16 protein-coding genes are annotated in these 20490 nt (G+C 46.1%); 11 read left to right on the forward strand and 5 right to left on the reverse strand.

The features are described from left to right. Positions 1 to 12 precede the first annotated feature (12 nt). The 8 genes from ASG89_RS16065 (at position 13) to ASG89_RS16100 (ending at position 11430) form a co-directional block, all read left to right on the forward strand. Positions 13 to 1356, forward strand: coding sequence for a DUF455 family protein (locus ASG89_RS16065; protein WP_057311713.1), 1344 nt, complete (start codon positions 13 to 15; stop codon positions 1354 to 1356). Positions 1357 to 1465: 109 nt separating this feature from the next. Further along, positions 1466 to 3256, forward strand: a complete 1791-nt coding sequence (locus tag ASG89_RS16070) for a sensor histidine kinase (RefSeq protein WP_057311714.1) — start codon at positions 1466 to 1468, stop codon at positions 3254 to 3256. Continuing rightward, complete coding sequence (locus tag ASG89_RS16075) at positions 3253 to 4887, forward strand: response regulator transcription factor (RefSeq protein ID WP_057311715.1); 1635 nt, start codon at positions 3253 to 3255, stop codon at positions 4885 to 4887. The genes ASG89_RS16070 and ASG89_RS16075 overlap by 4 nt, the downstream gene beginning before the upstream one ends. A 93-nt stretch (positions 4888 to 4980) precedes the next feature. Continuing rightward, entirely contained in the window at positions 4981 to 6054 is a 1074-nt protein-coding gene (locus ASG89_RS16080) for a glycoside hydrolase family 105 protein (RefSeq protein ID WP_235549788.1), read from the forward strand. A gap of 36 nt (positions 6055 to 6090) precedes the next feature. Further along, positions 6091 to 7491: a Sapep family Mn(2+)-dependent dipeptidase gene (locus ASG89_RS16085; RefSeq protein WP_057311716.1), complete on the forward strand. Its 1401-nt coding sequence runs from the start codon at positions 6091 to 6093 to the stop codon at positions 7489 to 7491. 202 nt (positions 7492 to 7693) lie between these two features. Then, positions 7694 to 8653, forward strand: a complete 960-nt coding sequence (locus ASG89_RS16090) for an ABC transporter permease (RefSeq protein ID WP_063867930.1) — start codon at positions 7694 to 7696, stop codon at positions 8651 to 8653. Between the two features lie 27 nt (positions 8654 to 8680). After that, positions 8681 to 9601, forward strand: a complete 921-nt coding sequence (locus tag ASG89_RS16095; RefSeq protein ID WP_057311717.1) for a carbohydrate ABC transporter permease — start codon at positions 8681 to 8683, stop codon at positions 9599 to 9601. Positions 9602 to 9780: 179 nt separating this feature from the next. Further along, positions 9781 to 11430, forward strand: coding sequence for an extracellular solute-binding protein (locus ASG89_RS16100; protein ID WP_057311718.1), 1650 nt, complete (start codon positions 9781 to 9783; stop codon positions 11428 to 11430). 83 nt (positions 11431 to 11513) lie between these two features. On the opposite strand, the gene ASG89_RS16105 is transcribed toward ASG89_RS16100, so the two are convergent. After that, positions 11514 to 12086 carry a TetR/AcrR family transcriptional regulator gene (locus ASG89_RS16105; RefSeq protein WP_057311719.1) on the reverse strand — a complete coding sequence of 191 codons (573 nt, stop codon included), beginning with the start codon at positions 12084 to 12086 and terminating at the stop codon, positions 11514 to 11516. A gap of 227 nt (positions 12087 to 12313) precedes the next feature. On the opposite strand from ASG89_RS16105, the gene ASG89_RS16110 reads away from it, so the two are divergent. From ASG89_RS16110 to ASG89_RS16120, 3 genes are all read left to right on the forward strand, one after another. After that, complete coding sequence (locus ASG89_RS16110) at positions 12314 to 13807, forward strand: DHA2 family efflux MFS transporter permease subunit (protein WP_057311720.1); 1494 nt, start codon at positions 12314 to 12316, stop codon at positions 13805 to 13807. A gap of 178 nt (positions 13808 to 13985) precedes the next feature. Continuing rightward, positions 13986 to 15428 carry a SulP family inorganic anion transporter gene (locus ASG89_RS16115; protein ID WP_414813272.1) on the forward strand — a complete coding sequence of 481 codons (1443 nt, stop codon included), beginning with the start codon at positions 13986 to 13988 and terminating at the stop codon, positions 15426 to 15428. A gap of 87 nt (positions 15429 to 15515) precedes the next feature. Further along, complete coding sequence (locus ASG89_RS16120) at positions 15516 to 16763, forward strand: voltage-gated chloride channel family protein (RefSeq protein ID WP_057311775.1); 1248 nt, start codon at positions 15516 to 15518, stop codon at positions 16761 to 16763. Between the two features lie 496 nt (positions 16764 to 17259). Here ASG89_RS16120 and ASG89_RS16125 read toward each other — a convergent pair whose 3' ends face one another. The 4 genes from ASG89_RS16125 to ASG89_RS16140 form a co-directional block, all read right to left on the reverse strand. Further along, the gene (locus ASG89_RS16125) at positions 17260 to 17952 is read right to left on the reverse strand and encodes an MBL fold metallo-hydrolase (protein WP_057311721.1); all 693 of its coding nucleotides are present in this window, start codon (positions 17950 to 17952) and stop codon (positions 17260 to 17262) included. A 191-nt stretch (positions 17953 to 18143) separates the two neighbouring features. Then, positions 18144 to 18587, reverse strand: coding sequence for a MarR family winged helix-turn-helix transcriptional regulator (locus tag ASG89_RS16130; RefSeq protein ID WP_057311722.1), 444 nt, complete (start codon positions 18585 to 18587; stop codon positions 18144 to 18146). A gap of 113 nt (positions 18588 to 18700) precedes the next feature. Continuing rightward, positions 18701 to 19264, reverse strand: a complete 564-nt coding sequence (locus tag ASG89_RS16135; protein WP_057311723.1) for a hypothetical protein — start codon at positions 19262 to 19264, stop codon at positions 18701 to 18703. A gap of 331 nt (positions 19265 to 19595) precedes the next feature. Continuing rightward, entirely contained in the window at positions 19596 to 20309 is a 714-nt protein-coding gene (locus tag ASG89_RS16140; RefSeq protein WP_057311724.1) for a response regulator transcription factor, read from the reverse strand. Positions 20310 to 20490: the final 181 nt, after the last annotated feature.

Consider the following 20490-nt stretch of genomic DNA (forward strand, 5'->3'; position numbering starts at 1 on the left):
GGGTAATCATCAATGGCGAAGAGAATTGAAGTGGACGTAACGGATTACAGCTTCCTTGAGGCTGCATCTTCCTATAGAGGCTCGTTGCTGCGACCGATAGATACCGCGAAGCTGCTGAAGATGTGCTTCTGGTTGGAGTTCGAGCTGTCACGAATGACGATGGGCTGGGTCTCATCAGTCCCAGATTGGGATCTGAAAGGGGAGCTTGTGCGCTTGTCATATCTGCACACGCAGCATATGGTGCAGCTGCGTGAACGAATCAGCGAGCTTCCTGGCGCGGATATCAATGATAAAGCCTGGACGCCGAGTTGCCTCCAAGAAGCTTGTCAACGTATTACACAAGCGGGAGGGCTAATCGAATTTGCTGCGGGCTATAAGTTCATCGTTCAGAAGCTTTATGAGCAGTATACCGCATTTCATGAAACGCTGGATCCGATCCTTGATGGACCGACGTTTGATAAACTGCGATATATCGAGCTGGATAAGGAGCAGATGATTTCTTGGGGTATTCCTTACGTGAAGTTTGCTTATGTAGAAGATGGGCAGAAGCGTGATGCGTATCATAGTTGGCTAGTTTATATCGATCACGTATGGAAGGCGCTCGAGAAATCATCTTCAGGGACCAAGATCGATTGGCCTGACCATCCGGTGAGCGAGCCAGCGGGCCCAATTCCTCTGAAGCCTGCTAACGATCCGAAGTATCCGCATGTCGATCTGACCCAATATAAAAGCGCCATGTTCGATCCGAAATCGCCCACGTACGATAGCTTGAAACATATGATCTTCATCAATGCTAGTGAAATGTCGGCTGTGGAAAGCCTGACCTATCTGTACTACGGTGTGCAGAAAATGCCAGTAGATTTCTACCTAGATGTAGCAAGGCATACGTGGGATGAGGTTCGTCACAGTCAGATGGGTGTTCGCCGGTTAAAGCAGATGGGCTATCGCACGGAGGATTTCTCTTGGCATCCGTCCACAGCTCCGACGCCGGAAACGATGAAGCAGGTGTTTCCAGAGTTCTATGCCAGTTTGACGATGGTGATGGAGCCCTGTTCTTTCATTAAGAAACGGAAGTCGATTACTGCATTCATGAAGCACGGTGATCCTTTATCGTCTATCCAATCCGAATATGATATTGCAGACGAGCGCCTTCATGTAGGGTTTGGGCAGAAATGGGGCGCAAAGCTATTCGAGCATATGGATGACTTCATATCTGCACAGAATGCCGCTGAAACGGTTAAACAGATGCATCTGCGCAAAATGGGCTACAGCCAGGATGAGATTAATAAAGTGCTGCACAGCTTTCCGGAGTTTTGTGGATTTGCAACGATGGAGCTTAATTATGATAAGTATTAATGAACACAATCCATAGCCGATTACCGTGGAAAGGTTTATAATGCTAACAATAAGTGCGTGAGCTGTTGGCTCACGCACTTGCCATTCCATCAGAATGCAGGTGAAGTGTTTGTCTAATGTCATTTCCAAATTTCTGAGTTTGAAGCTGCGTACGAAGTTTCTGCTGTCCTTTACAGTTCTGATTTTGGTAACGGTGCTTATGATTAGCATCGTTAATTATTATGTATCTGTAAGCGTAATCAAACAGAATACGTCCGTTTTTTCTCAATATTTAATTGAACAAATTGGAATTAACCTCGAGAAACGGACCAAGGATATTGAGGAGCATGTATTCCAACAATTCCGCAATTCCACACTCAATACGACGCTGGGTATTTCTGAGGACGCAAGCGAATCAGATTTGTATATGAAAAATAAGGTAATTAGTGAATTCATGAAAGATTTAGTGTTTTCCAAAGATGATTACTTGTCGGTCATGGTCATCGATACGGCAGGCAACCCATTCGGATTCGAACGCAGTGCGATACAAAATTACAATAAACAATTGGTGAATCTGGATATTGAGCGGATTAAAGATCAGCGTGGCCGCACTTCCTGGATTCCGGGAAAGAGCAACGTTATCTTCATGGAAAAGGCTGTATATGACGTTACGTCTAGCCGCTATGTGGGTATCATTATCGTCGGTGTAGACATTAATTTGATCGGCAGCATCTACACCAATGTAGACGAACTAACGAAGGGGAACATCGTCATCTTGAACGAGGTACTCGAGCCGCTGATGTTTGACAGGCTTGTTTCGGAGCCGACCCGCTATTTCATCGAAAACAAGATGTACGCTCAGAATCCCAGCCTTAATCAGGGTTTTCAATCTGAAGGGCAAACGTACATTTCTACTATAATTTCAACACCCTATGACAAGTGGATGATTATCCAAGTCATTGCTGTCAACGAATTAACACGCGGCACGGAAGTTATCAAATTGTGGACATTAAGCACCATTCTTGTCTCGCTATTCCTAGCGTTCATCCTCGCCGTGATCATTTCTAGAAACATAACAGGAAACGTTCGCTTGCTGCTCCAGAGTATGACCCACTTCTCCGTGGACTTCACCCATAAGGTCATCGTTCCCAGGAGCAGAGACGAGGTAGGGCTGCTTGCGGAGAAATTCAATTCAATGGCTACGAAGATCAGCGAGTTAATCCACACGGTCTATGAGGAGAAGCTGCTGAAGCAAAAAGCGGAGTATCGCACGCTGCAATTCGAATATAAAGCACTGCAGGCGCAAATAGACCCTCATTTTCTCTATAATACGCTGGAGTCAATACATAGCTTAGCCAAGCTGCGTGGGGATGAACAAGTCAGTGAAATGATCTACCTTCTAGGTAAGCTGCTCAGAGAGAGCATTAGCAAGAAGGGGGATATCATCTACCTGCAAGAAGAAGTGGACTTTATTCGGAGTTATTTATCTATTCATCAAATCATCTATGGCAATCGAATTGAGGTCAATTATTATTTTGACAGTAGCCTGATGACCTTTAAGGTTCCTAAATTCATTCTCCAGCCGCTCGTAGAAAACTCGATCAAGCATGGCATTGAAGAGAAAGTAGGTAAAGGGGTTGTCAGTATCGGCTGCTGGATCAAGGAAGACGTTCTATATCTCGAAGTGTCCGATAACGGCGTAGGCATAGATGAGGAGACGAAGGAACACTTGCTCAACCCGCCAGAGCATTCGAAGCTGAAACAGAAGGATAAGCATACGAATGTGGGGATCATCAGTGTGCACAAGCGGATACAAATATTATTTGGAGAAGAATACGGTTTATCTATTATGAGTGAAATGGATCAGGGGACAACGATTCGGATTCGTCTTCCGATCCTAACGGAGGAGGGCTCCAAATGACATACAAAGTAGTGGTTATAGACGATAAACCGCTGATCCGGCAAGCGATTGTACAAACGATCGATTGGGATAAACTGAATTGCACCGTAGTTGGTCAAGCGGAGGACGGGATTGAAGGTAAACGCTTAATCATGGAGTTCCAGCCAGATATTCTCGTCACGGACATCAAAATGCCCGGCTTAAGCGGACTAGATTTAGCTGAAGGGATGAATACGGACTTCCCACTGGCCAAAACGATCCTAATTACCGGCTACCAGGATTTCGAATATGCGAAGAGAGCTGTCCGACTTGGTGTATTCGATTTTATCGTCAAACCCATTAACTACGAAGAGCTAAGCCGAGTGATTGGGAGTGCTGTATCAGAAATTGATTCCAAACGCAGGGAGAATGAGCATACGTTCAAGATTGCATCAGCTTACGTCGAGTTGGAGAAACAACATAGCGATTCCATCCCGTCGCTCAGAAGTAAGCTGATCGGTGATTTAATGACAGGAACAGGCGATATGCAAGAACAAGTGAAGAAACTTGAAATCCTGTATAGCCGATTCGTTGTGCAAATTGTTCGTACCGCAGATAGAGGGGGCCAGTCTGGTGCAGCGAACACAGTCAAGCTTAAGCAACAGATGCAGCTCCGCCTAACTGAACAAGCGCATGATCTAACTGCCAAGCGTGATTTTTATGTGATTGAGTCTCTGCGGGATCATGATCTTATATTTGTCTGTCTTTTTCCTAAGGTGTTCTCGCAAAGGGAATTCAGAATGAAGATGCAGAGTTTCTGCAATGAGTTTATTGATGTGGCGAAAATGAAGGAGCAAGTCTCCTGTCATATTGCGGTCAGTTCTGTGTATAAATCACTTCTCGAGCTGCCGGAAGCTTTCAAGGAAGCTTCTCTGATTATGGATTCAAGCTTTTTCAGGATGGAGGAAAGTGTGTTATTCCCGGATCATGGCCAGCAAGAGAAAGAACTGGGGAAATTCTCGATTATTCAGGATTTGGAGCAGTTCAATCAAATGTTGGAGCATAAATCCAGCGAAGATGTGATTGCTTATTTGGAGCGGTTTCTAAAACAAATTACGGCTTATAGTGAAGGGAATATCCTTGTCGTGAAGGGTTTGCTCTCCGAAGTATGTCTTGCGGTGGCACGCTACTATTTCCGTGTAACTGGCGATGAATTCGGTCTTGGCAAAAGTGTGGACCAAATTCTCGAGGATGTCTATCGGCTGACGAGTATGAAGGAAGCTTCTACCTACCTCACAACGTTTATTGGGACGATCAAAAAGAAGCTTGAAGGCGGGGAAAAGGTGTATTCCCTTGTTGTGAAAAAGGTTATTGATTACATTAACAGTCATATCGCCGACACCATCAACTTGACGTCAACCGCTGAACATTTTGGTCTGAGCTCGAGTTATTTAAGCAGGTTGCTGCGTACTGAAACCGGTATTAATTTCGTAGATCTTGTGTCTAAGGCTCGGATTGAAACAGCCAAGCGTCTGCTGATGGATCCCAAAAATAAGGTGAACGAAGTCGGCGAAATGGTAGGGTATAAGGAATACGCCTATTTCTATCAGGTTTTCAAGAGACTGGAAGGTCAGTCCCCTAAAGAGTATAAGAACAGAGGTAAAGAAATCTAATAAAAGGGTAAGATTCTCGTATGTAAACTGCTGGGCGTGTGCGATACATTATGGTTACAAGCACGTTATAGTGCGTATTAGGAGGTGCTTACCGTGACGATCGCGCAAATACAACGGCAAGAGATAGAGATCATGATTCATAAAGTCATTAGCGGGATGAAAAGTCTGGAGGCAACGATCCAGGAAGACACACCAATCAGCATCATTACGATGGATAAATGGGACTGGTCACAGGGAGTCGGGTTGTTCTCTCTGTATTTGTATTACAAGGAAACTCAGAACCGTGATGTATTTACGTATTTAACCGATTGGTTCGACAGCCGGATTCGCGAGGGGCTTCCACCGAAGAACGTGAATACGATGTGTCCGCTGCTTACGCTAAGCTACATGTACGAGGAAACGCGGAATCCAGAGTATTTGCGGATATGTGAAGAGTGGGCTAGTTATGCAGCTGATGAGATGCCCCGCACACCTGAGTTTGGGATCACGCACGAGACGATCGACAATGCGAACGAAGGTGAGTTATGGGACGATACGCTCTATATGACAGTGCTGTTCATGGGCAGGATGGGCATTTTGTTAGCCAAAGATCACTATGTACAAGAAAGTATCCGACAGTTTCTCGTCCATCTCAAGTATTTGACGGATAAGAAAACGGGACTGTTTTTCCATGGCTGGAGCTTCATGGAGAGGCATAATTTCGCGGAAGCACTCTGGGGTCGCGGTAATGCGTGGTACACGGCTGGGTTGGTCGACTACTTAGATATCGTCAAGATACCGCTAGGTGTGGAAGTATTCTTGCTTTCTTCGCTAGAACGTCAGATTCAGAAGCTGGCTGAGCTGCAAAGGCCGAGCGGGATGTGGACGACATTGCTAGACGATCCGACATCCTACGAGGAAACATCAGCCACGGCGGGTTTCGCTTACGGCATTCTGAAGGCTGTGCGTAAAGGCTATATCAGCGAAGTCTACAAAGAAGTCGGGTTGAAGGCGCTGCAAGCCGTCATGAATAAGGTTGATGCCAAAGGAGCCGTTCACGGTGTATCGTACGGAACGCGTATGGGGCGAACGCTGCAGTTCTATCGCGAAATCCCGTTATGTCCGATGCCCTATGGGCAATCCATGACGCTGCTGATGTTGGTGGAAAGCCTTCATCATGTCGACTGATTGTTGAAAGCGAATGTGGGAAGGTGGAGTACAGCTATGGACATTGGGAAGGAAATTCATAAATACCGGGAAGAGATCACGGCTGGTATTTCGGAACTCGTACAAATAAGAAGCATCATGGCCACGCCGGAGCCGGGAAAACCCTTCGGGGCTGGCGTCGATCGTGCTTTGCAATACATGCTCAGTCTGGCTGAGTCGTTAGGGTTCGAAGTGACCAATGTAGACGGATATGCAGGCCATGCAGAATACGGAGAAGGCGAGGAAATCGCTGCAGTGCTTGTCCATCTGGATACAGTAGAAGAAGGAGAAGGCTGGACATTCCCACCGTTCGGCGGGCTCGTCGAGAATGGCAAGATCATTGGAAGAGGAGCATCCGATAACAAAGGACCAGCCGTAGTTGCGCTGTATGCACTAAGAACGCTGATGGATCTAGGCATTACCGGCAATCGCCGTCTCCGCGTGATCTTCGGTACGAACGAGGAGAGCGGCATGAAAGACCTCGACTACTATTTCGAGAGGGAACAGCTCCCGGTGATGGCCTTTGCCCCAGACGCAGGTTACCCCATTTTCAATGTGGAAATGGGCAGTATGAACGTGGTGTTCTCAAGAGAACAAGAACCTTCTAGTACGATACCACAGCTGATGATCTTGTCTATGAAAGGTGGTAATATGCTGACACTGATTCCGGACACCTGCACGGCATTGCTATCTTTGGCGCTGCTTACTGACAGCCAAGTGGCAAACCTTCAGGCTGCGGTCAATCTTCAGGCCAATATGTCTGCCGCATACAACGAGGACGGCAGGTTCGTGTTAACCGCCAGAAGTGAGTTTCTGGCAGACAGTTCAACAGGATCGCGAAATGCTATCGCAAATATGGTTGCTTTCCTAAGTGGGCAGGGATTAGCTACCAATTGGGACAGCTTCTTGCACTTCTTAACCAGTAAGATTGGCGCGGAGAAAGGCGGACAGTCGCTCGGTATTGCTTGTAGCGACAGCGTATCAGGTGCTCTGGTCGTTTATTTGCGCATCATTTCCTGTGATCTCCATCGAGCGGAAGCACTGTGTAATATTCGGTATCCGGTCACCCATGACGGCGTTGGTATATTATCTACGATTGACGGTCTTGCGCACATGAATGGCATCCATATCGAACTGACGCGACATCTACTTCCTGTGTATGTGCCAGAGACCCATCCGGTCATAGTCCGGTTAAGCCGCGCCTACAAGAAAATCACAGGTGATGAAGCAGTCCTGCTGCGTATGGGGGCTGGCACTTATGCACGTAAATTGGGGAACAATGGTGTCGCATTCGGTGCGGGGCTGACCGGCGGCGTCGATACCAGGGTGCATCAAGCAGACGAGTTCATCTTTATTGACGATATGATGCAGCATGCCGAAATCTGCTTACAGGGCATGTATGAATTATGGATCGATTAACAGAAAGTAAGAAATAAAAAGCTAGAAGTAAAGAAAACTAATAAAAAGTAAAATTTCTAACATGTCAATCGTTTTCGCAAGCGAGTACACTTGCAACATAATGCAACACGACAAGAAGAATAGGTTGCGCAGTGAATTTTTTTATCAGTTCAGAAAACGCTTTCAATTGTGGGGGTTCGTATTTGGAGAAAGGAGCAAGGGTATGGAAGTACAATCTCAGAAACACCAGATAATTGCACAGACGGACAGTAAACGAAGAAGTGCTTTTACAAAAGAGTTGTTCAAAAATTACGATTTGTACTTACTGCTTGTCCCGGGCATCATCTTCTTCTTTGTATTCTGTTATGTTCCTATGTTAGGTCTTGTCGTAGCTTTTAAGGATTATAACATCTTCAAAGGCATCCTCGATTCGGATTGGGTAGGGTTGAAGCATTTCAAGGATATGCTACTGATTCAGGACTTCTATAGGATCGTCCGCAATACCCTGTTACTTAACGTTCTAGGCCTTATTGTGGGATTTCCGGCACCGATTATTCTGGCGCTAATGCTGAATGAAATCAGGGCGAAATATTTCAAGAAAATATCGCAGTCGCTCCTGTATCTGCCTCATTTTATGTCCTGGGTCATCATGGGCGGGATTATTTATAATCTGCTATCCCCGAAATATGGGATCGTAAATAGTATGATGAGATTCATGGGGATGGAAGAGATCTACTTCATGATCGGAGAGACCTGGTGGGTCATTGTATACACACTGTCCAGCGTATGGGCAGGAGCGGGATGGGGAACGATTATTTATCTTGCGGCGATGACGATGATCGATCCTTCTTTGTACGAAGCAGCTGTCATGGACGGCGCAGGGAGATGGAAGAAAATCGTACATATTACGCTGCCGGGAATTATGCCAACTGTTATTATCTTGTTGATTCTCAATATCGGTCATATGGTATCCATTGGTTTCGAGCATCCATTTGCTTTGCAGAATCCTGTTGTTACGAATATTTCAGATGTCATTAGCACCTACGTGTACTCCTCGGGGATTAAGCAGGGGCAATTCGGAATTACGACGGCAATCGGGATGTCGCAATCCATCATTAATCTTATTCTTGTGCTTGGTGCGAATTATTTTGCTAAGCGTCTGGGTAAGGAAGGACTTTGGTAAAATTCGAAGGAGTAGGAGAGTAGAGATATGGCGGCTACTGCACACAAACATGGAAATAGACGCAGCTTATTCGGTAAGTACTCGGGATGGGACGTAAGCTTTAACATCGTTAATTATACCTTGCTAATCCTATTCACTTTCATATGTATATTTCCCTTCATTAATACGTTAGCGAATGCCTTCAGCTCCAGCCATGCCATACAGACGGGGAAAGTTGTGCTTTGGCCTGTGGAGTTTCAGCTTGATGCGATGAAATCGGTCGTTACCGATTCCAATATCATCAGATCGCTAGGGGTAACCATTTATATCACGGTAGTCGGTACTGCGCTTAACATGCTATTCTCGATTACAACGGCGTATCCCCTTTCCAGGAAGGACTTGAAGGGGCGCAAATATTTTATGAATTTCATGATTGTGACCATGGTTTTCAGCGGTGGCATGATTCCCAGCTACTTGTTGATCAAGTCACTGGGGCTGTTGAATAGCTTATGGGCGTTAATGCTTCCAGGTTTAATCAGCGCTTTCAACGTTATTATCATGAAAACCTTTTTTCAGGATCTCCCAGAGGAGCTGCGTGAGGCTGCTGTCATGGACGGCTGTGGTAATTTGCGTTATTTAGTACAGGTCGTGCTTCCCCTCTCCGGTGCCGTATTGGCAACGATAAGTCTGTTCTATGCGGTTGGTCATTGGAACTCCTATTTTGCAGCCGTCTTGTACATCGATGATTCGGCACTCTATACGTTACAGGTGAAACTGAGGAACATTTTGCTGCTTGCCCAGATGGATACCTCTTTGGAAACGATGCAATCTTTGGATAATCTCAACGTCATTGAGGAGTCTCTGAAGGGAGCCACGATTGTCTTCGCAACGGTTCCGATTCTCATCGTATACCCTTTCCTGCAAAAGTATTTTGTTAAGGGGTCGTTCCTTGGATCAGTTAAAGGATGATGAATAAGAGTGAACAACAAAAAAACTATCAAAATGTCAAAATTATCGAATAGAATCGCCTAACGAAAGCGCCTATATTTACAATGCAAGCGCTTAAATGAAATGTATTCTCAACAAGATATGGGCGCAAACCCAGTTCAACGAGTAGGTCTGCAATTTTATACTAGGGAGGATGCATTATGGTAAAGGTACTTAAAAAAGGGGTATTAGGGAGCATGGCTGTCGTGCTCATGCTTTCAGGTTTCTTGGTTGCTTGTTCCAGTAAAGATGAAGGAGGAAGCGCAGCAACAACTTCACCAAGTGGCAGTAATTCACCAACGCCTAGTAAAGAGCCTGAAAAACCGGCTAAAATCCGTGTCACCTTGTGGGACCGTGCCAATGCGCCAGAGGGTCAGAACCTTGGCAATAACCCGATTATTAAATATGTCATTGATGAAACGAAGAAGGTTGGTCTCGATGTGGAATTCGTCTCCCTGCCTAGAGCGCAGGAATCGGAGAAGCTGAACGTATGGATGGCTTCCGGCGAAGCGCCTGACATTATTCTAACCTACTCCATGGACACGATCTTCAAATACGCGGAACAAGGTGGATTATGGGAGCTGGATTCCTATCTAGCCAAGTATCCAGACTTGATTAAAAATAACAAATTAGCGCTTGACCAAGTGGGGATGTACAAGGGTAAGCGGTATGCGATTCCTGCCCTGAAGGCCAACACATATTCCGGTCCTAACATGAAGATTCGTAAAGACTGGCTTGATGCGCTAGGGATGAAGAATCCGACTACGAACGAAGAATTATATCAGGTACTGAAAGCCTTCAAAGAGAAAGACCCGGGCAACGTTGGGAAAGACAAAGTGATCCCATGGGCGCTCCCTGCGATCAACCAATCCATGAAAGCCTTCTACTATGGTCCCATGTTTGGTTTCGGTGTCAATATGGATGGTCCGAGTAATCAGTTCTATTCGCCAGATGGCAACTACAAGAATGGTGTCTTCACATCATCCGTTGCTACACCTGAAGGAAAAGCCTATTACCAATGGATGAACAAAGTCTACAAAGAGGGGCTGATCTCCAAGGAATTCGTTACAGATGTGAGCTCTCAGCAATTTACGCAACAGGTTAACAGTGGTGTTGCGGGCTTCGTAGACTCCAACGACACACCGTGGAACCTGAATGTGGCTACACGTAAATCGGTTCCAACAGCAACTTGGGTACCTGTAGAGCCATTCAAACGTCCGGATGGATCTCAGGTTATGTCAAAGGTATCGGATTTCTCGATGCTTGTCGCTGTTCCGAAATCCAGCAAGAATCCGGATGCTGTCTTGAAGTATCTGAACTGGATGGTTGAACCGAAGAATCTTGCGACCGTACAAAGCGGAATTGAGGGAGTAAACTGGAAGGATGACGGAGGAGTTAAAGTACAGATTGATCCCGAACTGAATAAGAAAACCACATGGGTATCTCTTTCGGGAGACCTGGCCATTGTTCAACAAGGGGGACCAGCATTAAACAAAGAACAACTGCTTAAGTCAGTAGCCCTCTCACTTCCGGACGCGAAGCAGCGGGAAGAGTACGCTAATTCATTCATTACTTATTATGATATTTTCAAGAAATACGGCAAACCGAACACAGTGATCGATTCACCTCGGCCCGTAGCTCAGAAAACCGTTGCAGCTATCGAGAAGAGCCTGTATGAAGGTGTTTCCAAAGTGGTTATTTCAACGGATTTCGAGAAGACGTATGCGGAGATGCTTAGCGGGTGGGAAAGAGCCGGAGGAAAAGAGTACGACAAAGAAATAAGCGACGCTTATAAAGCGATGAAGAAGTAATGAGGTTAGAGCTGAATTGTAGGGAGCGAACAGATTTCTGGTTCGCTCCCTTTGCTTTTTACTATGCCCGCACGATCGCTGGACTATTCGGGTCTCGGCAAATGCAAGAGTTCAGCAAGCTGTGAGGCCAAGAATACTGGTGTGTAGGGCAAATCATTCCGAAGCCAGAAAACAATCGTACCAATGATGGCCGAGGAGCCGTACCAAATCGCGATATCTTTCTGGACATGCAAAGTGGAAGTAGCTTCTATCTTGTCTATGCGACTGGTGATATGATCAGCGATCAGCTTCATGAGCCGTTCCGTAAATACAGGAATACGCTTGGAAGCAAGCAGAACCTTATAGAAATTTGAATTTTTAGCGATATGCTCAAGCATGTTCAGTATGATCTGGATAGTAAAGCCAGGAGGATCCGGAGCTTCCTTCAAGATGATATGGATTTCGTTAATCATGTCATCAGCCAGCTTATCGACCATGTCGGGGATATCTTGATAATGAAGATAGAAGGTAACGCGATTAATTGTCGCTCGCTCCGCGATACGATTCACAGTTATTTTCTCGAGTTCAAGCTCCTGAAGTAATTCGATAAAGGAATTTCGAATCAATAGACGCGTTCGGAGTACACGAGGGTCTACACGTTGGGGTTTTGTTGACATGAGCGATCATTCCTTCTCTCCAAGTTCTATACAACAATTTCTGCAAACATTGTAGATAATCTGATAGATAGACGACATATCCATAAAAAATGTAAACTAATAAACATTTATAAAAAAGCTGTTGCTTGTGATCATGGGGTTTGATGACTATAATACTATTTACATTGAGTTTATTATACAACACAATGTCAATTAGTTCGAGACTGAATGTGAAAGGAATATGTGAAATGAGTAAAATTGCAGCATTTGATCCTAGTTCTATTAAGAAAGGTCCCCTTTTGTTTGTCATGATTTTGGGGGCATTCATTGCGGTTCTGAATCAGACGATTATGAGCGTTGCCTTACCGCCACTCATGATTGAATTCAATATTGCCGCTTCAACCGGACAATGGTTGACCACTGGTTATATGTTGGTTAACGGTGTTTTGATTCCGATAACAGCGTTCCTGATGCAACGCTTTACAACGCGGGAGCTGTTCCAAGCGTCCATGATTATTTTCCTCATTGGTACCATTGTTTCAGCCGTGGCGCCAGGCTTTGAGGTGTTGTTGACTGGTCGATTGATTCAAGCAGCTGGGGCAGGTATTATCATGCCGCTACTGATGAATGTTATTTTGACGATCTTCCCGGCAGATAAGCGCGGAGGGGCTATGGGTATGGTTGGGTTGGCGATCATCTTTGCTCCTGCAGTCGGTCCTGCTCTAGCGGGGTATATTTTGGAACATTATTCATGGCGTGTTCTTTTCTATGGCATCATACCTATTGTTGTTATCGTTATAGCCGTTGCTTATTTCTATCTGAAAAATGTCTCTGAACGACAGTATCCCAAAATTGATACATGGGGTGCCATTCTTTCAACCATCGGATTCGGTTTCCTTCTTTACGGCTTTAGTAGTGCTGGCGGCAAAGGCTGGTCAAGCGTGGAAGTTATCTTATCTATTGTTGTCGGTGTAGTCGCATTAATTTTGTTTACATGGCGTCAACTGGTTATCAAAGACCCCCTACTGGATCTTAGAGCGTTCAAGCATAACATGTTTACCTTGACCACTTTAATCAACATCGCAGTCACAATGGTCATGTATGCAGATATGATGCTGCTTCCATTGTATTTGCAGAATGCTCGTGGATACACCGCATTGGAATCTGGTATTCTGATGCTCCCTGGCGCATTGCTGATGGGCTTGATGATGCCAATCGCTGGTAAGCTATTCGATAAATTCGGAGCGAAGTGGTTGTCCATTATCGGTATGGTTATTACGATCATAACCACACTTGGATTCATTAATTTGACGGATTCTACAAGTTATACGTATCTAGTTCTCATGTCCACAGGACGTCGCTTTGGTATGGCGCTATTCTTAATGCCGATCACGACGGCGGGACTCAATCAATTGCCTGCAAGGCTGAATGCGCATGGTACCGCGATATCCAATACCATCAAGCAAGTGGCTGGCGGTGTTGGTACGGCATTATTGATTACCGTCATGACGACTAGATCCAAGTCTCATGTCATCGAGTTAATGACGGCAAGTAAAACGGCGACTGCTACGAAGGAAATAATTAAAGAGGCATCGATCCAGGGGATTAATGATTCTTATCTCGTTATTATTGGAATTGCAGTTGTCGGATTAGTGCTATCTTTCTTCATCAAACGCGTAGGTCAAGCAGAGGAAGAAGAAACAGAAGTGGTTACCAATCACAAACCAGTTCGTGCAACGTAGGGACAAATAAAAATCACTGGATGAAGTACAGTACGCTCCTTGGAGTGTGCTGTGCTTTTTATTTTTTAATCTAGAGGGATGTCGAACATTTGTGTATAATGAGACAAGTTGACGAACGGACCCGGCTTTTCTGAGACTGAAAGGTCAAGAAATACGAAGAAGGAGTGGAGATCAGTTGTTGGTTCATAAGTTTAAAATGGCGTGGTTCTCGAACGTCAGGAAGGATGTCCTCGCGGGGATAACGGTCGCCTTAGCGCTGATTCCCGAGGCGATTGCCTTTTCAATCTTAGCGGGGGTAGACCCGATGGTGGGGCTGTATGCCTCATTTTGTATTGCAGTGACGATTTCGATTGTAGGCGGGCGCCGAGGAATGATTTCCGCGGCAACTGGCGCTATGGCTTCGTTGATGGGGCCGGTTGTGGCGAAATACGGGATCGAGTATTTATTTGCCGCGACAATACTGACGGGTGTTCTCCAGTATGTGATGGGGCTTTTGAAATTCGGCAGATTCATTACCTTCATCCCCCATTCGGTTATGACGGGATTCGTGAATGCCTTGGCGATCATTATTTTCATGGCGCAGTTTCCTAGCTTTGAAGGGGCGAATTGGCAAATGCCATTGATGATTGCGGGTACGCTTGCGATTATCTATCTATTGCCCAGATTTACTACGGCTGTACCTTCGCCGCTGGTGGCTATTATTATTATGACGATCATTTCTATGAGCCTGCATCTGGATCTTCGAACGGTAGGGGATATGGGCAAAATCACACAAGAGCTGCCATTTTTCCATATTCCACAAATTGATTTGTCGCTAGAGCTGGTCTGGCGCATGCTGCCGTTCTCCTTAGCACTTGCAGTTGTGGGCATGACGGAATCCCTGATGACGGCCACGATTGTTGATGAGATGACCGAAACGAAAAGTGACAAAAATAAAGAGGTCAAAGGCCAAGGGATCGCGAATGTGGTTTCAGGGTTGTTCGGCGGAATGGCAGGCTGTGCGATGATTGGACAAACGGTCATTAATGTGAAATCCGGCGGTAGAGCGCGGTTATCGACGTTCGTATCTGGGGTGTTTCTGTTGTTCCTGATTCTTGTTCTCGGCGATGTCGTTCGGGAAATTCCAATGGGAGCGCTGGTTGGTGTCATGATCATGGTGTCCATCGGAACTTTCGATTGGAGTTCACTAAGGACGTTAGCTAGAATTCCGCGGAGCGATGCATTGGTTATGATCGTGACCGTAGCCGTCGTTTTGGCCACATCCGATTTAGCTTTAGGCGTAGTAGCTGGTGTGATTTTGAGTGCATTGGTCTACGGTTGGCGATCTGCAAGAATCAAGGCTCACGCGAGTATGGAGAAGAATGGTTCCAAAGTGTATCGGATTACGGGACAGCTGTTCTTCGGTACGATGGCGCATTTTGTAGAGCTTTTCGATTATAAAAATGACCCAGAAGCGATCGTTATCGATTTCAGCTCTTCTCATGTATGGGATCATTCAGCCGTGACGGCGATTGCCAAAACGATGCAAAGATACGAGCAAATGAATAAAACCGTAACGATAATTGGCTTGAACGCAGAAAGCAAGCATCTGATGGATCGAGTCGGACCACTGCAAAACTAGGTCTTTTCATTGGGGGTGAGAATTACGTTGAAACAACGTCTAAGGGCAGTTTTTGAGCAGGCAGCTGCGTTGCTGCATATTGCACTTATGGGTTCGTTTATTAAATGGATTTTCTATGGAAGCCTAGTTGGCATTGTGACAGGTTCCGCTTCGGCGCTGTTTCTAGCCAGTTTAGACCTTGTTACCGAGAAGCGATTGAATCATCCATGGTTGTTGTTCCTTTTACCTCTAGGCGGGGCGTTGATGGCTTATATCTATCTGAAAATAGGTCGAAATTCGGGCAGGGGGAATAACCTGATCCTCGAACAACTGCATGAAGGGAAGGAAGCGATTCCTTTCCGTATGGCGCCATTGGTGCTCATGGGGACACTTGTCACGCATGTGTTTGGCGGATCAGCAGGTCGTGAAGGGACAGCTGTTCAAATGGGGGGAAGCTTCGCTGAGTGGATAGGACGTATCTTCCGAGTGGACGAGGGGGATCGGAAAATCTTGCTCATGTGCGGCATTAGCAGCGGGTTTGGCTCCGTCTTTGGGACGCCGCTTGCGGGAACCGTCTTCGGCTTGGAAGTCGTCGCTATTGGGATGGTGAGATATCAGGCGCTGATTCCCTGTTTTATTGCCAGTGTGGTAGCCAACCTCGTGACCACGGCATGGGGGATTCACCATATTCACTATGCGATGGGGAGTGTCCCTGAGTTATCCACAGGGGTTGTTCTCAAGGTCGTATTGGCGTCGATCGTATTTGGATTAGCCAGCATCCTCTTTAGCGAGCTTACCCACGGGATGAAAAAGCTATATACGCGGCTATTTGCCAATCCGGTGCTGCGAGCCTTTGTCGGCGGTCTTGTGATTATTGCGCTTGTCGCGGTTTTCAGAACGAGGGATTACCTGGGGTTGGGCATTCCGTTGCTGCAGCAAGCGTTTGAAGAGCCGGTAGCCCACTTCGCCTTCTTGTGGAAAACGGTGTTCACCGCGCTTACACTCGGTGCTGGTTATCTCGGCGGGGAAGTAACCCCGCTGTTCGTCATTGGCGCCACCTTGGGCAATTCGCTTGCCGATCTGTTGGGTTTGTCCGCGCCATTCTTAGCGGCGCTGGGGCTAATCGCCGTATTCAGTGGTGCGACGAACACGCCGCTAGCTTGCTTCATCATGGGCGTAGAGTTGTTCGGCTCTGAGGGGATCCTCTACATGTTCATGGCGTGCATCGTGAGCTATTTGTTCTCCGGCCACTCAGGGATCTACACCTCACAGCGAATCGGATTGTCCAAATCGAGAGGACACGCTGTGCCTGAGGGAGCAACACTGGCTTCGATTAAGGTGAAGAAGAAAGAGTGAATGTGAACAGGCCTTCTGTAAAGTAGATAAGTCTACTTGCTGAAGGCCTGTTTGTTTTGTGTGGGCGGTTGGGAGAGGGGATAGTCGAAGAAATCGACTATCTCGTGCTCGACGTCCGCGAAAAGGGAGGAAATAGTCGAAGAAATCGACTATCTCGTGCTCGACAGCCGAGAAAAGGGAGGAAATAGTCGAAGAAATCGACTATCTCGTGCTCGACGTCCGCGAAAAGAGAGGAGATAGTCGAAGAAATCGACTATCTCGTGCTCGACGTCCGCGAAAAGAGAGGAGATAGTCGAAGAAATCGACTATCTCGTGCTCGACAGCCGCGAAAAGGGAGGAGATAGTCGAGTAAATCGACTATCTCGTGCTCGACGTCCGCGAAAAGGCAGGAGATAGTCGAAGAAATCGACTAACTCGTGCTCGACAGTCGCGAAAAGAGAGGAGATAGTCGAAGAAATCGACTATCTCAGGCTCAGCCTCCTCTCCGTCAGTTAGCCTACGCCCATTTGGCCCGAAACGTTTGCGAAGCCTTCTCGAGCAAAGGCTTGCCATGGCCGAAGCAAGCGACATTGAAATCCGCCTTCCCTAAGCGGATCAAGTCAAGCTTCGCTTGCGAGAAGTTCTCGTGGCCGATGCTCCAGCCAAGGCCCATCATATTGGCCGCTGCATCCGCGGCGAACATCACGCCGCCTTGCTTCGGCAGCAGCAAGGCGAATTGACCTGCACTGTGAGCAGGAGCAGGGATCGTTTGCAAACCAGCAGCGAAATCAAGCGTGTCATTCGCTTTCAGATAACCGTCGATAGGAAAGGTTTCTATCGGCGTTTCTTTGATGAATAAACGGAACAACAGTTTATTCAGCAGTCCAGGCGTTGCCGTCAGCGGACGCTGCGGCTGCCCCTTCTCTACGATCGGCGCATCCACTTCGCTGATATAGATCTTCACATGCGGAACCTCTCGCTTCAGTGCCGCTGTCCCACCTACATGGTCAGGATGACCATGCGTAAGTAGAATGCTCTTCAAGTCAGACGGCTTGTGACCGATGGCTTGGATGCCCTCCAAGATCTTGGGAGCACTTCCTGGCAATCCAGTGTCAATCAGTATAAGACCGTCCTCTGCTTGAATCAAGTAAGCATTAACGGTCCCAAGTGGTAACTGATACACACCTTGAACAACTTGTTGAACTTTCATCTTCCTGTCCCCTCTCCCCATAAAAGATAAATCGTTCAGAGCTGTGGGAATTCTCGTTGATTACTTAGTCTAACTAAATAAAAATGGGGTGAAACGCCTAGTTAGTGAAATACCTGGTTAATAAAATACCTATAACGAGGTCAATACATAGTATGCGACCTCGTTATAGGCGGGTTCTATCACCGGTGTTGTCAATGAAGAGAATCCTTCGGGAGATGCGCATGGATCTTCTTCATCCAAACAAGAAGGAGAGATGCTTCCTCTGGTGCCAAGCTTTGTCTAAGATGCTGCTCAAGATCAGTGATCATTGCCAGGCAAATGGCGATGTGAGCACGTCCAGATTCCGTTAAATAGACGCGCTTCACCCGTGCATCCTGTTCATCAGACTTGCGTAACACCCAACCTCCTGCAACGAGCGTGTCGATCAGATTGGTCAAGGAGGCTGGACGGATCTGAAGTTTCTCATCCAGCACTTTCTGCGTAAGTCCATCCCCGAATGTCCACAGTATTTCAAGGACATTCACCTGTGAAGCAGTCAGTCCATAATCGGCTAGCTTCTGATCGTAGAGAAGGTTGAAATCTCGATATATTTGCTTAATCCAATAGCCTAAATGGCCTTGTAAAGGATGTGTCATTTTAGTTAGTCACCCTAATTAAATGTATGAAATAAAAGCCACCTTGTCAGGTGACTTTATCAAGCATATTCACCATGTTGATACTGCATAACTTATCCCGTTAAGGAGTTGGATTACAAGATGTGCGGCATGAATTTGGTGGCACCAGATTTGAACAACCCCGCTAGAATAACACAGTGCAAAGCAACAATGTCCTCCGCCCAAACGGGCCTGGAAGGGAAATCAGCAGCAAACGCATGAGCCTCTTGGAGGGTCATTTGCTGCGCAAAGAGAAGGAAATCCTCACGTAAGCAATAGCGGTCCTGCTCTAGTTCAATAGGTGATTGTTGCAGGGCATGGAGTCCTCTGCCGATACAAGCGAAAGTCTGTAAGGTAGGCGGCAGGCGACAAGAGAGCCATTTGATACATAGTGCGATCTGCCGTTGGTTTGGAGCTTTCTGTAAGTTGAATTGACGATTCAGATCGAGGATGCCGATGGGAATGACATGAAGGGTTTCTAGTGAGGAACTGAAGATGTGAATATGGTTCTCCCCCACATGAATGATCTCGAGATGGTTGGGGATTTCTGCAGCCCAGATCGCCTTCTTCAGAGCTGCCAGATGATCTTCCGTTCCAAGCTCAACATTCTTTCCTTGACCTAGCGTATCTAGCTTCCTCATGTACTTATCATTGTGCATTTGAATACCTCACCTGTAAGTTACATAGTTATAGTTACCGCCCGCGACAGTGGTTCAGAATTCAAATGATAAAGGAAATACACTGGAAGGTCAACCCATTTTTGTTATTTTTTTACCGAATAAGAATTTATAAGTTTCCGAGGCTCGGAAGAACAAATTCTTATTGGCGATAAAAACCACCATATATAGGGATCTTTGGTCGAAGACCAAAGTCTCTCCGCTGAAACGCGGTCGCTCATCCTCGAAGGACTTCGATAGAAGTTTTTCTCATAAATGCAAACAAAAAAATAAGACCCTATCCAATTCTGGATCGGGTCATTATGTAATTGGCTTAGATTACAAATTTATAGCCTACGCCCCATACGGTCTTAATATATTTTGGTTCTTTGGGATTGATCTCGATTTTCCTGCGCAAATTCGTAATATGTACATCTATCGCTCGCTCATTTATGTAGGAGTCGAATCCGCGTAAAGCATTGATCAGGTCTTCGCGACGGTATACCCGTTCAGGATGTTCAACTAATAATCGAATGAGCTCAAACTCAGAGAAGGTCATTTCGATCGATTCACCTCGTACGTGCAAGGTTCGTTTCTCTAAATTAATTTGGAGCTCCATGGCGGGAACGGTAATCCGTTGGCGAATCGGGGGAGGAATAACAGGTTGCTGCTCAGCGGGTAGTTCCTTTTTGAAGCGGCGTAATAGGACTTGGATGCGGGCCTTCATTTCATGCATACTGAATGGTTTGCATAAATAATCATCGGCACCAACGGTAAAAGCTTCAATTTTCTCACTGACTTTGGAATTTGAGGAGATGATAATAATCGGAACAGGTGTCAGTCCTCGTAAGGAATTGCATAGCTCTGTACCTTCAAAGTCTGGGAGAATAAGATCAAGTAGTATCAGATCTGGCTGGAAATTGTGTAGGGCCGTTAGACCCTCCTGTCCATTGTGGCACCTGAGAACTAAGAAGTCTTCCTCTTTCAGATACATGCAGATCATCTCACCGATAATATCATCGTCCTCAATTAATAGAACTCTGTCCATTAGAAGTTCCCCCTAACGCATAGTTTTCTAATTTGAATTTCGTAAAATGTGATGAGGTGAGTGATGATGCTAATATTTAGCTAATAATTCTATTATACGCTGTCGAATTTTAAGAGTAAACCGTTTTCATCTAGGAAATTCAAAATAGTGTTAGTAAAATATTAGCGAAAATTTGGTGTGA

The sequence above is a fragment of the Paenibacillus sp. Soil766 genome, assembly GCF_001428105.1.
Lineage (GTDB): Bacteria > Bacillota > Bacilli > Paenibacillales > NBRC-103111 > Paenibacillus_E.

What these genes read in the sequence shown, in the direction of transcription:
- ASG89_RS16100 (WP_057311718.1), top strand. Translation starts at nt 9,781, where the DNA reads ATGGTAAAGGTACTTAAAAAAGGGGTATTAGGGAGCATGGCTGTCGTG.
- ASG89_RS16125 (WP_057311721.1), bottom strand. Translation starts at nt 17,952, where the DNA reads ATGAAAGTTCAACAAGTTGTTCAAGGTGTGTATCAGTTACCACTTGGG.
- ASG89_RS16085 (WP_057311716.1), top strand. Translation starts at nt 6,091, where the DNA reads ATGGACATTGGGAAGGAAATTCATAAATACCGGGAAGAGATCACGGCT.
- ASG89_RS16140 (WP_057311724.1), bottom strand. Translation starts at nt 20,309, where the DNA reads ATGGACAGAGTTCTATTAATTGAGGACGATGATATTATCGGTGAGATG.
- ASG89_RS16105 (WP_057311719.1), bottom strand. Translation starts at nt 12,086, where the DNA reads ATGTCAACAAAACCCCAACGTGTAGACCCTCGTGTACTCCGAACGCGT.
- ASG89_RS16065 (WP_057311713.1), top strand. Translation starts at nt 13, where the DNA reads ATGGCGAAGAGAATTGAAGTGGACGTAACGGATTACAGCTTCCTTGAG.
- ASG89_RS16110 (WP_057311720.1), top strand. Translation starts at nt 12,314, where the DNA reads ATGAGTAAAATTGCAGCATTTGATCCTAGTTCTATTAAGAAAGGTCCC.
- ASG89_RS16120 (WP_057311775.1), top strand. Translation starts at nt 15,516, where the DNA reads ATGGGTTCGTTTATTAAATGGATTTTCTATGGAAGCCTAGTTGGCATT.
- ASG89_RS16130 (WP_057311722.1), bottom strand. Translation starts at nt 18,587, where the DNA reads ATGACACATCCTTTACAAGGCCATTTAGGCTATTGGATTAAGCAAATA.
- ASG89_RS16095 (WP_057311717.1), top strand. Translation starts at nt 8,681, where the DNA reads ATGGCGGCTACTGCACACAAACATGGAAATAGACGCAGCTTATTCGGT.
- ASG89_RS16090 (WP_063867930.1), top strand. Translation starts at nt 7,694, where the DNA reads ATGGAAGTACAATCTCAGAAACACCAGATAATTGCACAGACGGACAGT.
- ASG89_RS16135 (WP_057311723.1), bottom strand. Translation starts at nt 19,264, where the DNA reads ATGCACAATGATAAGTACATGAGGAAGCTAGATACGCTAGGTCAAGGA.
- ASG89_RS16075 (WP_057311715.1), top strand. Translation starts at nt 3,253, where the DNA reads ATGACATACAAAGTAGTGGTTATAGACGATAAACCGCTGATCCGGCAA.